Here is a 13,893-nt window from a genome sequence, read left to right on the forward strand (position 1 = left end):
GAAAAAAGGACTCTGTTTATTGGTTAAACAGAGTCCTAATATTAGTCTACCACTCAATCGGATCTTCCCCGTACATTTCCCATAGCATAGGAAACATCTTTTTCAATCCTTCTTCGTCATATTCATCCCAATCTAATTCGATGTCAATATTAGAAGCTCTTTCATTTGAAAGTACATGATAAAGTGTAAAGTATGTATCTTCTTCATTCCCAGTCTTTTCTTCATATACAGTTTGACCATAATATAGAGTAAGTTCTTCTAATTCTGGGACGTCATCTTCGCTCATATTGTCTAACACAGGAATTAACCGTTCTGGATCTTCAATACACGCTTCATAAACTTCTTTTCCTTGGAACAATAACCATCCGCGGAAGTAATCAAAAGAATCATCCGAACAACCACCCATAATAATATAGGCCGCTGCCCATAAACGAGAAGTATAGGAATCTTTCAAAATACGATGCATATGTGTATCAAAAGCTACAATTTCATGTACTGTACGTTTAGCAAGATGAGAAGTAAGCCATTCTAGTTGTTCTTCTTGATCTTCATCTTTCGTTTTTGCACGAGCGAGTAGCTCCCAAAATTCTTCTTCCGTTATCGTCTTTTCTTTTATGTAATCTTCTCCAAGAATAGGGTCTGTATATCCTTTTTTTCGTTTGGAAGCGATTAGTTTGTTAGCTTCTTTTATACACTCTTCTTCTGTTTCAAATTCTTTCGCTTTCACACTACCAACTGTGCCGATTTTTCCGTAAAACACAACATAGTCTCTATCTTTTACAACGATTTTCCAAAACTTATTCGATTTCTCAGTTTGCTGGATTAATAACGTTTCCATTCGTACCCCCATATTGCTTTTCTAGTGTGCATTGTGATTGTAACATACGTATAAATACCTGTAATGACAAAAAGGTGAGTGTAGTTTTTGGAAAGTTCGAAAATCATTGAATGCAATAGAAAAATTTAGTAATCTTATTTGTACAGCACATACATATTAGTTTTTTAATGATTCGATATTTAAATAAAATATAGGGGGAAATCGGTGTGGATCTTACGTTTAAAGTAGAGGAAACATGTTTTAATTACCGCGTCGGAGCAATTTGTAAACACGATAATAAAATACTCATTCTTCAAAATGAAGGCGAAGATTATTGGTACGTACCAGGCGGGCGCGTGAAAATGCTAGAAAATAGTGAAGATGCGTTAAGACGGGAGCTTGCAGAAGAACTAGGCGTTCCTATTGAAGTGAAAAGATTAATATGGTCAGTAGAAAGCTTCTTTACACTTTCTGAGCGAAAGTTTCATGAAATCAGTTTTTATTATGAAGTAGAGCTGCATGAATTACCTGCAAATGGGGTGGATCAATACATTCTTGAAGAAGAAGGAAGAACGTATGTATTTAAGTGGGTACCGGTGGAAGCGTTAGATGCATATAACTTACAGCCGGCATTTATAAAAGATAAAGTAAAGGACATGGCTATTCACGTAGAGCATATTCTTTTACAAAATTAAAGGCATTCGGAGGGGAAAACGGTGAAAGGGACTAAAAAAGAGATTCATATAGATGACAAAGTAATTCGTTACACACATATAGAAAAGGGCTCTAAAACGATTTGCTTTATGTTTTCAGGTTCCGGTTACAATTATGATAAGCCGTTATTTTATTATGCAACGATGCTTATGCTTGAAAATAAAATAGATGTAGTACATATTCATTATTCTTACGACGAACAGGCAATGAATAAACCAATGGAAGAAATAACGAAAATAATGATGGATGATATTAATCCTATAATGAATGAAGTATTAAAAAATGGGCAATATAGCAATTCGATGTTTTTAGGGAAATCACTCGGAACAATCCCGATTGCAAATGACTTAATGAAGAGAGAAGAATACTTACATTCAAAAATGATATTACTCACACCCTTACTGACGTTTGATTCGATTTTTGATTCTATCTTACATAGTCATCACGACGGGCTTTTAGTAATTGGAGACAAAGATCATCAATACAATGCAAATCAAATTGATCAGTTACATAAAACGAATTTAAAAATCGATGTTGTCAAAAACGCAAATCATTCTGTAAATGTTGGGGAATATGAAACAGAGAATTCAATTGAAGCTATAGCGAAAGTAATAGAAAAACTTAAAGAAGTTGTTAGGATGAACTAATTTAAGTTTTTAATACATGTAAAAAGAGATGCGAATTGCACCTCTTTTTTATTTAATAAGCCTTCAACACATGAAGTAAATAATCTTTCCGATTTAGCGGATTAAAGTCAACACGTTTTCGAGTAGGGAAGGGAGCCGTAAGCTTTGTGAAACCAGTTGGCTTTGTTGTGAAGATACCTTCTCCTTCAGTAAATGAATGGAGCATTTGTTTAAAATTCTCTGTTTTCGCAATAGGTAACGATCCAGTTAAGTGATAAGAATCATTATGCAATATAGGCTCTGCGAAAGTTGCTGGAATGGCTGCGAGCTTATACATTGCGGTACTAATTGCGTGCTCCGGTACAGTTAATTCAAATTCGTTTAATGGCTCAAATACACAAGTTTCAGCTTGCTGTAAAGCATCCATTAAAACGAGCGGTGTTAAGTTTCTAAAGTCACTCGCTGTTGTAACAGGGCTTGCATAACCAGTATGTGTTAACGTGACAGAAATGTCCGCAACTTCCCAGCCGTATAAACCTTGTTTTAACGATTGAAATACAGTATCTTCAATCGCTTTATGAAATGCTAAAGGTAGTGATCCAAGTTCAACGCCTAAGTTATACGTTATGCCAGAGTTAAGTTCACCCCGTTCAACTTTGAAGCCGATTGTTGCGTAAAAAGGATTCTCTTTTTCACCCATTACTTCAACGCTATTCCCTAAGCCAATTGGTTTTTCAATACATACAACTCGTGTATTTGAAAAAGTAACTTGTAAATTGTATTTTTCATAAAGTGTTGTTTCGATAACTTCTTTTTGTACTTCACCGAACAGGCGAATGTATAGTTCATTATGAACATCGTCTTTCCACACTTTAATGAGTGGATCTTCTTCGCACAGTTCCATAAGTGCAGCGTATAAATCATGAATTCGCTCTTTAGGCACTGCATCAATTGCAGCTTCCATTTGTGGTTCGGCAAAGTAAATGTCCTTAATATAATCTGTCCGTTCACCGATAATATCCCCAATTTTAATATTCGTAAGTCCCCACACTTTGCAAAATTCTCCACTATGAATAGTAGAAGCTTGAACTGTATTTCCGTTATGAAATATGCACATTTTTTTAATCTTTTCTTTACGTGACAGATATTCACCACGCTGAATATCAATATATTTTCTAACATGTAAACAACCAGAAAATAATCTTACGTAAGCAATCTTTTCACCAGAAGGTTCACGTTCAATTTTAAAAACAATACCGGACAATTTTTCATCTTGTGACGATTTAGTAGCTGGAATTAGGGCTGAAATATTTTCAAGTAACTCAGTTACTCCAATACCTGTCATTGCTGAACCAAAAAAGATAGGAAACACATTTGCTTGCTGTATTTGCTTTTCGAGTTCTTTTCTTAATAGTGCGTCCGGTATTATTTCGTTATTTACATATGATGCAAGTAAAGATTCGTTATATGGCGCTAATTGTTCGATACAATCGTCATATGATTTATATTCAATAATACGAGCTTCCTTTGTCCCTTCGTTCTCTACAGAGTAGAAGGAGATTGCATCATTTGAAAGAATTTCTTTTATTTGCTTCACAACTTTTTCAGTATTTGCGCCACTACGATCAATTTTATTAACAAGTAAAACAGTCGGTATGTTTAATTTCTGTAATGTTCGCATTAAAATCTTCGTTTGTGCTTGCACACCTTCAACGGCAGAGATGACTAAAATTGCACCGTCTAAAACACGGAATGATCGCTCCACTTCAGCGATAAAATCAGCGTGTCCTGGTGTATCAATGACATTTACTTTTACATCATCAATAAAGAAAGAAACGACAGATGCTTTAATCGTAATTCCGCGTTGTCTTTCTAATTCCATTGAGTCAGTTTGCGTACTTCCGCTATCAACACGGCCAATTTCTTTAATTACATTCGTTTCAAAAAGAATTCGCTCAGTCAAACTCGTCTTGCCAGCGTCTACGTGCGCGACAATCCCTATATTTATTGTTGTCATATGTGAATATCCTCATTTCATTTTCCATTGTCATTTCCTCATTTCTATTTGTGTATTGCCGCATTACAATCACTCTCCAGTCATTTAAATTATTACTATTATAATGTAATTTACATTTTTTGTAACGCTACAAAGCGCCTTAATTTGGAAAAAATAAAATGAAAACAAAATGCTTGCATTCTAAATCGATATAGATTATATTAATTGACATATCAACTATTGATACATCAAACGTTTTTAATTTGGATGTAAAGGAGGGGTAATTTGACAAGTTCATGCTCAAAAGAAGCGATTATTTTATATAAATTACACTTTCTAAATAAAGAAGTAAGTTCGAAGTTTGAAGGGTGTACGGGTATGAGTCAGTCTCGATTAGAGCTTATACTTCAGTTATTTGAAGTAGGTGAAATTAGTCAAAAAGCACTTCAGCAAGAAGTGAATATTGATAATGCTGCGATTACGAGGCATTTAAAACAGCTTGAAGCAAACGGAATGATTGTAAGACGTAAAAATCCGGATGATAACAGAATTACGCTAGTTTCTCTTACTGAAGAGGGGCGAAATAAAATTCAAGCGTTTCAAGAGGAAAAAGAACGTTTTGCAGCATCTGCATTTAAAGGATTAAGTGAGGAAGAACGCGATAATCTTTTAAATATGTTAAATCACATTCAAGAAAATATAAAAGAATTATAAAAAAGGGAGAATACAACTATGACTAACTCAGTAAAAACAAATGATTTTAACGAAATTTTAACAGGACGCCGTTCTATTCGTAAGTACGATCCTTCAGTGAAAATTAGTAAAGAAGAAATGACTGAAATTCTTACAGAAGCAACACTTGCACCATCTTCAGTAAACATGCAACCATGGAGATTCCTAGTTATCGAAAGTGACGAAGCAAAAGCAACACTTGCGCCACTTGCAAAATTCAATCAATCTCAAGTAGAAACATCTTCAGCAATGATCGCTGTATTTGGTGACTTAAACAACTTTGATAACGCAGAAGAAATTTATGGTACAGCAGTAGAGCGCGGATTAATGCCAGCTGAAGTAAAAGAAGATCAAATGCAAAAACTTTCAGCTTACTTCTCAATGGTTCCACCAGAAGTAATGAAAGATACGGTACTAATTGACGGTGGTCTTGTAGCGATGCAATTTATGTTAGCAGCTCGTGCTCACGGCTATGATACATGTCCAATTGGTGGTTTTGAGAAAGATCAAATCGCTGAAGCTTTCGGATTAGATAAAGAGCGTCACGTACCAGTAATGTTAATTTCAATCGGAAAAGCTGCAGACATGGGTTATCAATCAGTACGTCTTCCAATTGAAAAAGTTGCTGAGTGGAAGTAATTTTATAAAAACAGAAATAAGTGAGATATGAGAGGGGAAACACCATGATTATTATTCACGCAATATTTCAAGTAGATCCAGCAAAAAAACAATCATTTTTAGAAGAAATTCAGCCACTACTTCATGGTTCAAGAGAAGAAAGTGGAAATGTATCTTATGACTTATATAAAGATACAGAAAAAGAAAATGTTTATACGATGGTAGAAGTATGGAAAGATGGAGAAGCAGTTGCGAGTCATAATACGAGTGAACACTTCACATCTTTCGTTAGTAAAGCAGCACAATTTTTGACTGCTCCGCTTGATATAAAGGTTTATAATGGAGAGTTAGTAAAATAATGAGGTAGAAAAAGATGACTTTAGCGTATGCTAGGTCATCTTTTTTATTTTGATAGGAATATATTTACTTCTAACTTAATGTGTTATAATTTGGAAAATAAATATTCTTAATTTTTAAAATATTAAAGGTGGTAGTGAAATATATGAACATATTAAAGAAAATCACTAACAATATTTCAAAGGTCATTATAGGAAAAGATGAATCGATTGAACTCGCAGCAATAGCTCTTATAGCAAGAGGACATATTTTATTAGAAGATGTACCTGGGACTGGAAAAACAACATTAGCAAAAAGCTTAGCAAAAAGTGTGGACGCTAAGTTTCAAAGAATTCAATTCACAGCTGATACTTTGCCGGGAGATGTCATTGGCCTCGAATATTTTAATGTGAAAGAATCGGAATTTAAAACGAGGTTAGGGCCTATTTTTGCAAATATAGTATTAGTTGATGAAATTAATCGAGCTGTACCGAGAACGCAATCTTCATTACTTGAAGTTATGGAAGAACGTACCGTTACGATTGCGAAACGGACACATTCATTACGAGAACCTTTTTTAGTTATTGCAACGCAAAATCCTCTCGAGTCAGCCGGTACATTTCCTTTACCCGACGCTCAATTAGACCGATTTTTACTGACTATACGTCAAGGTTATCCAACAAGAGAAGCAGAAAAGGAAATGATGAGACGATTTCAAACGAATGATCCTCTAGAAGCATTACATTCTATTATTTCAACTGAAGAAATTATTGATATACAAAAAAGAGCAAGAGAAGTGTTAGTAGGGAATGATGTGCAGGATTATCTTCTTGAAATCATTGAGGCAACGCGTAAGCATGAACTGATTGAAATTGGTGTAAGCCCGCGAGGTACATTGGCATTTATGAGGGCGATTCAAGCACGGGCGATATTAAATGAAAGAGATTACTGTACGCCAGATGATATAAAGACACTTGCTGCATCTGTCTGCGCCCATCGGTTAACGTTAACGATTGAAGGGGAGATGAAAACGACAAAAAATCAAATCATTAAAGAAATTTTTCATACGATTAGTGTACCAGTGGAGAATGTACGATGAATCAACAGCTCGTGTATACACCGTTAGCGGAACCCTTCGTAATAGGAGTTGTGTCAGTTGTAGCCGTTATTTTATGTGTATTTTCAAGTGATCTACTGTTTTTATCTCTCGTATTTTTGTATTTAATTTTAATAGGTGCTGCGCATGTATACATACGGAAAGTATCTCGCATTAACTGGGAATACGAACAAGGAAATTCAAATGTTTTTATCGGTGAGACGAACACGTGCAAAATAAAAATTTCAAACAACTCGATATTTCCTATTTTCAATATCGTATTTCGATTTAAATGTGAAAATAAGCTAGCTTGGGAGCATGATGAACTAAACAAAAATCATAGTACAGGTTCAAATTATTATATGAATTTCAATATAAAAGGTGGAGAGACAGTTTCATTTGATTTACAAGCTATAGCATTAAAAAGAGGTATTGCAAAATGGGAAGAAGTTGAAATTGTTATTACTGATCCCTTCGGATTCATAACGAATCATATAACATATAGTCATGTTGATACACCGTCCTATTTAGTTTTGCCAGCTGTTCCGAAAATACAAGTACCTGAATTACAGGAATGGTCACGCGGATTTCGAAAAGCAATGTCTTCTCCGCTATATGATGAAACGAAAGTAATGGGCGTGAAATTTTATGAAAATGAAGATTTTCGTTCTATCCACTGGGGTGCAACAGCAAAAACAGGGACGATAACAGCCAAAAAATACGAACGAACACAATCAGATAAATACGCGGTTTATCTTAATTTACAAAATAAAAGTGGCGTTTCTTTGCGAAATGATACAGAGGAACTAATTGAATTAACAGCAGGCATATGCAAACAATTGCTCATGCAAGATTGTTCATTTGAATTATGGATTAATAGCGTGAAAGATAACGGATTGTTGCATATAAAGAACGGCGATAATCGAAAACATTTGCAAAATGTATTAAAAGTACTTGCCTCAATATCGGACCAAGATACTCCTGTATCTTCTTCTTATTTTTACACAGCTGGTTTTCGTCGAAAGGAATTGGATGCAGTTCCTTTAATTCTTGGTACTTCCCCAAGGAAATACAGTAGAACGAATAAATGGATTGTAATTAAAGAATAAGAAGGGGCTTATGTCATGATTAATAAAAAGAGGCATATGAAAGTGAAGTTTTGGAGTGTAAGAGCTTTAATCATACTTTTCTTTGCGATTAGTGCGATAATGTTATCGCAAGGTGTGGTGCATGTACAAGACATAGTAAAAGAGCGTTTTTTTAGTGAAAAGAAATCTAAAGAAATTTATAAGGAAACAATAAACTCCGGAAATATTGAAGATTATGGAACACCTATAGAAGATAAAAAAGTGGGAGATAATGTGGAAAGAACAACAACGGGTAAAAAATTTAAAGGTTTCGAACGGGAAAATTCATGGAGAGGCGTATTTTTTGTGCTTTCAAATTCATGGATTACTGTAGCTTTTTCTGTAATTATTGCAGTGGCAATCATATATTCTTTCTACAAGTATATTAGGAAAAGATTGATGAAAACAGAAATAGAACAGGAGAAACAATCTGAAACAAAAGAGAATTCGGTAAGAACCGTAAAGAATGAAAAAGTCATTCATCAGTCAGAGCAGCCACTGCCTAAAGATACGATAAGGAAAACGTTAGTTGAATGGGAAAGAACTTTACCATTTCATGAACAGCGAAGGTCCTATGAAACGATGCAACAATGGTTAAGAAGAATTTGTAGAACGAGAGATATTATTCCTATATATGAGTCTGTTCGTTATGGTGAAAAGACGTATACGAAGTTAGATGTAGAAAAGGCGATGCGATGGATAGAGGGAGATGGGAAAGGGCGGAAATAATCTGAATGTAAAAATTATATAAGTAAATAAAATTAACTGTAAATTAATTTTATTTACTTATATTTAATTGCATGTTAATGTATACTTAATTTTTTATATCTCTACCAATGGAAAAGAATATACAAGCTATATGTAACTCTTTGTAGAGTATTGCTTATTAAATTGTTCATGGGTATATCTTTATTTTATTAATATAGAATGAAAAAAGGATGTATTAAAGCTAAACGATTAACGGGTAGCATGTAAATAAAAAATTGCATGAGTTTAGTAAAAACTTATAATTTATTTTTAAGGGTGTGAAAATATAATGAAACCGATATTGAAAAGTATACTTCTTTCCTTTATTTTTTCTGCAGTAGGGATGTGTTGGCTACTGTTCATGTTATTTAGAGGAGGCGGAGACTGGTTATTATCTTGGATAGGTGTATTAATGGCATATTTATCTTTATACACTTTAATAGATTTATATTGTAAAAATACATACGAAAAAACATTAAATAAATTGCTTATAAAATCAACAGTTACTACCTTTAGTTTTGGAGTATTAGGAATCACATTTGGTATAATACACGAGCTATTAACACCATGGAGTCTCAGTTTAATGGTTTGGTATTGGTTGCTAATTCTACTTTTATTTTTAACGACCATAATATTAGTAGTGATTTTAGTATTTGTAAATCGTAAAGATCATAATTTCTCTGGGGTATATAGAATACTTATACTTCTAAATATACTTCTTACGTTAGGGCCGGTACTGTGGCCACTTTTGCTCACTATTCTTGGAAATGGTATGAATGCTAGTGCGGGATGGTAAGAGTGAATGAAGATTAGTTGTATAAAGAATAGAATGGAATAAAAAATTAATATAAGGTTTTAAATATTTAAGAGAGCGTGTTTACATAAAAAATGAAAACACGTTCTCTTTTTATTTGCATACATAACCCTTTCTCAGCTTATCGTATCAAAATTTGAACGTAAGTATTTCGTAAGGAATGGATAAGAAAAAAGAGAGATTTATCATATAGGATTAAAGTATAACTTGAATCAATACGATATTAACAGAGAAGAGGAAGCCTTATGAAAAAATGTGATTCAATTAAGTTAGCAAGTTTGGCAATTTTATTAGCGGGTACTACTCTATTCACACCAGGTTTTACTGTGAAAGCAGAGTCTGTTCAAAATTTATCTAGTCCGTCACAAGCACATGATCAAAAGAACCGGAATGGTTGGAAACAAGTAATGCAGGAATCAGTACAGCTTGGAACACCAGGGGTATTAGCTAAGACGTTTAACAACGGAAAAACTAGTAGCTATACTGCTGGCGTGGCAGATTTAAGTACAAAGAAACCGATGAAATCGGATTATCGTTTTCGGATTGGTAGCGTGACGAAGACGTTTACTGCTACGACTGTTCTTCAATTAGTAGGAGAAAATCGCGTACAACTTGACGATCCAATTGAAAAGTGGCTACCAGGTCTCATTCAAGGAAATGGGTATGATGGCAATCAAATTACGATACGTCAACTTTTGAATCATACGAGTGGTATAGCTGAATACTTAAAGTCAAAAGACGCTGACATAATGAATTCAAAAAAAACGTATACAGCAGAAGAAATAGTAAAAATGGGACTTTCTCTACCACCTGATTTTTCGCCAGGTAAGGGGTGGTCGTATTCAAACACAGGATACGTAATATTGGGAATGCTTATTGAAAAAATAACTGGAAATAGTTATGCAGAAGAAATTGAAAAGCGAATTATTGAACCTTTGGATCTGTCAAATACGTTTTTACCAGGGAATTCAACCGTTATCCCAGGAAAGAATCATGCTCGAGGGTATATGAAAATTGAAGGAACAAGCGAATTGAAAGACATAACGTATTATAATCCGAGTTTAGCTAAGTCAGCTGGAGATATGATTTCTAATGCGGACGATTTAAATAAGTTCTTTTCATCTTTACTCGGCGGTAAGTTATTGAAGGAAAATCAACTAAAAGAAATGCTTACTACAGTTCCTACAGAAGGAGAAGGCGTTGGTGATGGATATGGCCTTGGAATCTATGAGACTAAACTTCCAAACGGTGTTTCAATTTGGGGTCACGGAGGAGCAATTCCTGGATTTACAACTTTTGCTGGGGGAGTAATTGGAGGCAAACATACATTGGCGGTCAGTATTAACTCTTTAGGTGCGATTGATATTATTAAGCAGTTTAATAAAATGATGCAAATTGAATTTAAAAAATAGATGAAAAGAAAGTGAATTGGATTCTGCTATAGTTGTATATAAAAGAGGAGATTTTTGAATTTTGCAAATATTGACAGTGTTAGCATTTATGATATGGCATCAAGTTTATGTGGAACATAAATACGATATAACTGCATTTCAAAGTGAAAGTCAATCTTATAGCTCTTAGTATAAAAATAAAAGGGATGTCAGTTGCGTGACATCTTTTTTATTTTGGAGCAAAGAGGTATATCTTTAATTCTGAAAATTGTTATTTTTTCAATCGTTCCATATAATAAAGGTTATAGTGATTTATACAGGGGAGTTATGAATGGAGAATACTTTAGTTGATTAACTATTTCTCGTTTTAACCAATATAACAATTAATAGATTTGGAGTTGAGTACATTGGGACAAAATCATTATAAATGGAGTAATAAGCAATTACGAGAACATGTTGAAGTACTAGATGGTACGAGAAGTCCACACATTTTATTAAGGAATGCAACATACTTAAATTCCTATATGCGTGAGTGGATGAAAGCAAATATTTGGATCTATGATGACCGCATTGTATATGTAGGAGAAAAATTACCAGAGCAACTACAAGAATGTGAAGTGATTGATTGCGATGGAAAGTATGTAGTTCCTAGTTACATAGAACCGCATGCACATCCATATCAATTATATAATCCAGAGACTTTAGCAAATCATGCGATGCAATTTGGTACAACAACTTTCATTAATGATAATTTAACTTTGTTTTTCACATTACAACGGGAAGTAGCGTTTCGTTTATTAGATGAATATAAAAAGATTCCGGCAAGCATGTATTGGTGGTGTCGTTTCGATGGACAAACTGAGTTGCAAAATGGCCAATCGTTGTTTAATAGTGAAGAAATAATGGAATGGCTGAACCATGAAGATGTTCTTCAAGGAGGGGAGTTAACAGCATGGCCAAAACTATTAAATGGCGATGAGGAAATGTTAAATTGGGTACAGGAAACAAAACGATTACAGAAGAAAGTAGAAGGTCATTTTCCCGGAGCGTCTGAAACAACTTTAGCAAAGTTAAAATTGTTAGGTACGGATTGTGATCATGAAGCGATGACAGGGCAGGAAGCATTAACACGCCTTATGCAAGGTTACACTGTTTCTCTTAGAAATTCTTCTATCCGTCCAGATTTAGAAATTTTAGTAAAAGAATTGCTAGAACTAGGTGTTAAACAATTTGATAGATTCATTTTCACAACAGACGGTTCGCATCCGTCATTTTATGAAAACGGAATGACAAATAGATTGATAGAAATAGCGATTAAGCAAGGGATACCAGTTATAGATGCCTATAATATGGCAAGTTATAACATTGCTCGTTATTATAATATGGAGCATTTACATGGTGCGATTGCCACAGGGAGAATCGCCAATATTAACATTTTGGAAAGTAAAGAAAATCCAACTCCAATAAGTGTAATTGCAAAGGGTAAGTGGATGAAGCGTGAAGGAGTAAACAAAAATAAATCAGTAAGTATAGAGTGGGATAAATTCCAAGTAGCACCTTTACAATTAGACTGGTGTTTGCAGAAAGAAGATATGATTTTCACTGATACAAATGGTATAAAATTATTAAACGACGTCATAACAAAGCCATATGTTAGTGAAATCGAATTAAACTGTGATGAACTTTCCCTTGACCATGATGAGTGTTTCCTTATGATGATTGCTCGTGATGGTACGTGGCGAGTGAATACAGTTGTGAAAGGTTTTGCGAAAGAATTAGGAGGCCTTGCTAGTTCGTATTCCGGAACAGGTGATATCATTCTTATTGGAAAGAGTAAAGAAGATATGCTTACAGCTTTTCATAGAGTGAAAGAGCTCGGTGGCGGGATCGTAATAGCTGAAAAGACTGAAGTGATACACGAAATTGCTTTACCATTGCTCGGGATTATGTCTGATTTAAAAATGAGCACATTAATACATAAAGAGAAAAAGATGGTGAAATTATTGCAAGAGCGAGGCTACGCCTATAACGATCCGGCATTTACGATTTTATTCTTTTCTGCAACGCACTTGCCTTTTATACGGGTAACACCTATAGGTTTATATGATGTGAAAAGTAGTAAGCTACTTGCTACGCCTGTGAAGTTAATAAAGCAATATTAATATGAAAGGTCCTATAAAAGTCTAATTTATAGGGCCTTTTATATTATTAGCATAAGAATAGAATCTCCTCAAAAACAAATAATATAGTATCTAAATTATTTGAGGTGATACTTAAATATGAAAAAAATATTGTATGTTTTAAGTGTATTTATTTTGTGTGTATCTATACAGCATGTGGTACATTCTCAGTCAAATGCACCAAGGTTGTCTTCGGATTGTCTGGAAGAAAGTAAAATGCGTGATGAAAAGTATGTGAAAAATATTATGAAGGACATCATATCTACGTTTGATTTAAATATTGATGAAAATAGTTTTATGGAAGTCAGCAAAAGAGATCTAGAGGCTGCACATTTGATGTATGGTGGGCGGGTTGATGATTCTTATTATAATTCACTAACTAAAATTTATGATAGTGGTGGATATAGAGGAGAGCCTAGGTTGTTTGTGAGGGCGCAAGAAGCATTTTTACTTTATAAAGAAATTGACGATACTAATGTAATGAAACGCTTAAACCTTGAAAAAGGGGAATGGGTTGTTACCGAAACGAAAAAGAAGCAAGGGAAAATCGTGGAATACAGACCGTTACAATGTGAAAAAGATTATCTGAAAAAGAGAAATGAGTACCATAATATGAAATGAGATAAAGAAAATCTTGAAGGGGAAAGATTTCGTTAATAAATGTACAGTGGCCGATAGAAATCACTAGTAAGTTCGCCA

14 protein-coding genes are annotated in these 13,893 nt (G+C 34.2%); 12 read left to right on the forward strand and 2 right to left on the reverse strand.

All coding sequences use genetic code 11. From position 1 onward, the window contains the following. Nucleotides 1-46: 46 nt before the first annotated feature. Nucleotides 47-838, reverse strand: a complete 792-nt coding sequence (locus QCI75_RS11995; protein WP_353760539.1) for a DUF4240 domain-containing protein — start codon at nucleotides 836-838, stop codon at nucleotides 47-49. A 206-nt stretch (nucleotides 839-1,044) separates the two neighbouring features. Here QCI75_RS11995 and QCI75_RS12000 point away from each other — a divergent pair, with 206 nt between their 5' ends. Together QCI75_RS12000 and QCI75_RS12005 are read left to right on the forward strand one after the other, a co-directional pair. Then, nucleotides 1,045-1,512 (forward strand): NUDIX hydrolase, encoded by a 468-nt coding sequence (locus QCI75_RS12000; protein ID WP_002146952.1) that lies wholly within the window; start codon nucleotides 1,045-1,047, stop codon nucleotides 1,510-1,512. Nucleotides 1,513-1,533: 21 nt separating this feature from the next. Next, a complete protein-coding gene (locus QCI75_RS12005) occupies nucleotides 1,534-2,178 on the forward strand; it encodes an alpha/beta hydrolase (RefSeq protein ID WP_353760540.1) in 645 nt (214 codons plus the stop codon). 52 nt (nucleotides 2,179-2,230) lie between these two features. On the opposite strand, the gene QCI75_RS12010 is transcribed toward QCI75_RS12005, so the two are convergent. Next, nucleotides 2,231-4,174 (reverse strand): elongation factor G, encoded by a 1,944-nt coding sequence (locus QCI75_RS12010; protein ID WP_144505504.1) that lies wholly within the window; start codon nucleotides 4,172-4,174, stop codon nucleotides 2,231-2,233. Nucleotides 4,175-4,438: 264 nt separating this feature from the next. On the opposite strand from QCI75_RS12010, the gene QCI75_RS12015 reads away from it, so the two are divergent. The 10 genes from QCI75_RS12015 (at nucleotide 4,439) to QCI75_RS12060 (ending at nucleotide 13,815) form a co-directional block, all read left to right on the forward strand. Further along, nucleotides 4,439-4,867 carry a MarR family winged helix-turn-helix transcriptional regulator gene (locus QCI75_RS12015; protein WP_000204166.1) on the forward strand — a complete coding sequence of 143 codons (429 nt, stop codon included), beginning with the start codon at nucleotides 4,439-4,441 and terminating at the stop codon, nucleotides 4,865-4,867. A gap of 18 nt (nucleotides 4,868-4,885) precedes the next feature. Then, nucleotides 4,886-5,524 (forward strand): nitroreductase family protein, encoded by a 639-nt coding sequence (locus QCI75_RS12020; protein ID WP_144505506.1) that lies wholly within the window; start codon nucleotides 4,886-4,888, stop codon nucleotides 5,522-5,524. A gap of 44 nt (nucleotides 5,525-5,568) precedes the next feature. Next, nucleotides 5,569-5,862, forward strand: coding sequence for a putative quinol monooxygenase (locus QCI75_RS12025; RefSeq protein ID WP_353760541.1), 294 nt, complete (start codon nucleotides 5,569-5,571; stop codon nucleotides 5,860-5,862). Between the two features lie 128 nt (nucleotides 5,863-5,990). Then, nucleotides 5,991-6,938 (forward strand): AAA family ATPase, encoded by a 948-nt coding sequence (locus QCI75_RS12030; protein ID WP_186321020.1) that lies wholly within the window; start codon nucleotides 5,991-5,993, stop codon nucleotides 6,936-6,938. After that, a complete protein-coding gene (locus tag QCI75_RS12035; RefSeq protein ID WP_353760542.1) occupies nucleotides 6,935-8,044 on the forward strand; it encodes a DUF58 domain-containing protein in 1,110 nt (369 codons plus the stop codon). The genes QCI75_RS12030 and QCI75_RS12035 overlap by 4 nt, the downstream gene beginning before the upstream one ends. Nucleotides 8,045-8,059: 15 nt before the next feature. Continuing rightward, nucleotides 8,060-8,791 carry a signal peptidase II gene (locus tag QCI75_RS12040; protein WP_353760543.1) on the forward strand — a complete coding sequence of 244 codons (732 nt, stop codon included), beginning with the start codon at nucleotides 8,060-8,062 and terminating at the stop codon, nucleotides 8,789-8,791. A 307-nt stretch (nucleotides 8,792-9,098) separates the two neighbouring features. Next, a complete protein-coding gene (locus QCI75_RS12045) occupies nucleotides 9,099-9,605 on the forward strand; it encodes a DUF3902 family protein (RefSeq protein ID WP_144509023.1) in 507 nt (168 codons plus the stop codon). 263 nt (nucleotides 9,606-9,868) lie between these two features. Further along, the gene (locus tag QCI75_RS12050) at nucleotides 9,869-11,035 is read left to right on the forward strand and encodes a serine hydrolase domain-containing protein (protein ID WP_144509024.1); all 1,167 of its coding nucleotides are present in this window, start codon (nucleotides 9,869-9,871) and stop codon (nucleotides 11,033-11,035) included. Between the two features lie 386 nt (nucleotides 11,036-11,421). Continuing rightward, nucleotides 11,422-13,176, forward strand: coding sequence for an adenine deaminase (locus QCI75_RS12055; RefSeq protein ID WP_353760544.1), 1,755 nt, complete (start codon nucleotides 11,422-11,424; stop codon nucleotides 13,174-13,176). 117 nt (nucleotides 13,177-13,293) lie between these two features. Continuing rightward, the gene (locus QCI75_RS12060; protein WP_353760545.1) at nucleotides 13,294-13,815 is read left to right on the forward strand and encodes a hypothetical protein; all 522 of its coding nucleotides are present in this window, start codon (nucleotides 13,294-13,296) and stop codon (nucleotides 13,813-13,815) included. Nucleotides 13,816-13,893 lie beyond the last annotated feature (78 nt).

Origin of the sequence: Bacillus cereus group sp. RP43 (assembly GCF_040459645.1) — a bacterium.
GTDB lineage: Bacteria > Bacillota > Bacilli > Bacillales > Bacillaceae_G > Bacillus_A > Bacillus_A mycoides_C.

Excerpts from the sequence above, each read along its gene's own strand:
- QCI75_RS11995 (WP_353760539.1), bottom strand. The coding sequence starts at position 838 with ATGGAAACGTTATTAATCCAGCAAACTGAGAAATCGAATAAGTTTTGG.
- QCI75_RS12010 (WP_144505504.1), bottom strand. The coding sequence starts at position 4,174 with ATGACAACAATAAATATAGGGATTGTCGCGCACGTAGACGCTGGCAAG.
- QCI75_RS12020 (WP_144505506.1), top strand. The coding sequence starts at position 4,886 with ATGACTAACTCAGTAAAAACAAATGATTTTAACGAAATTTTAACAGGA.
- QCI75_RS12025 (WP_353760541.1), top strand. The coding sequence starts at position 5,569 with ATGATTATTATTCACGCAATATTTCAAGTAGATCCAGCAAAAAAACAA.
- QCI75_RS12035 (WP_353760542.1), top strand. The coding sequence starts at position 6,935 with ATGAATCAACAGCTCGTGTATACACCGTTAGCGGAACCCTTCGTAATA.
- QCI75_RS12040 (WP_353760543.1), top strand. The coding sequence starts at position 8,060 with ATGATTAATAAAAAGAGGCATATGAAAGTGAAGTTTTGGAGTGTAAGA.
- QCI75_RS12045 (WP_144509023.1), top strand. The coding sequence starts at position 9,099 with ATGAAACCGATATTGAAAAGTATACTTCTTTCCTTTATTTTTTCTGCA.
- QCI75_RS12050 (WP_144509024.1), top strand. The coding sequence starts at position 9,869 with ATGAAAAAATGTGATTCAATTAAGTTAGCAAGTTTGGCAATTTTATTA.
- QCI75_RS12060 (WP_353760545.1), top strand. The coding sequence starts at position 13,294 with ATGAAAAAAATATTGTATGTTTTAAGTGTATTTATTTTGTGTGTATCT.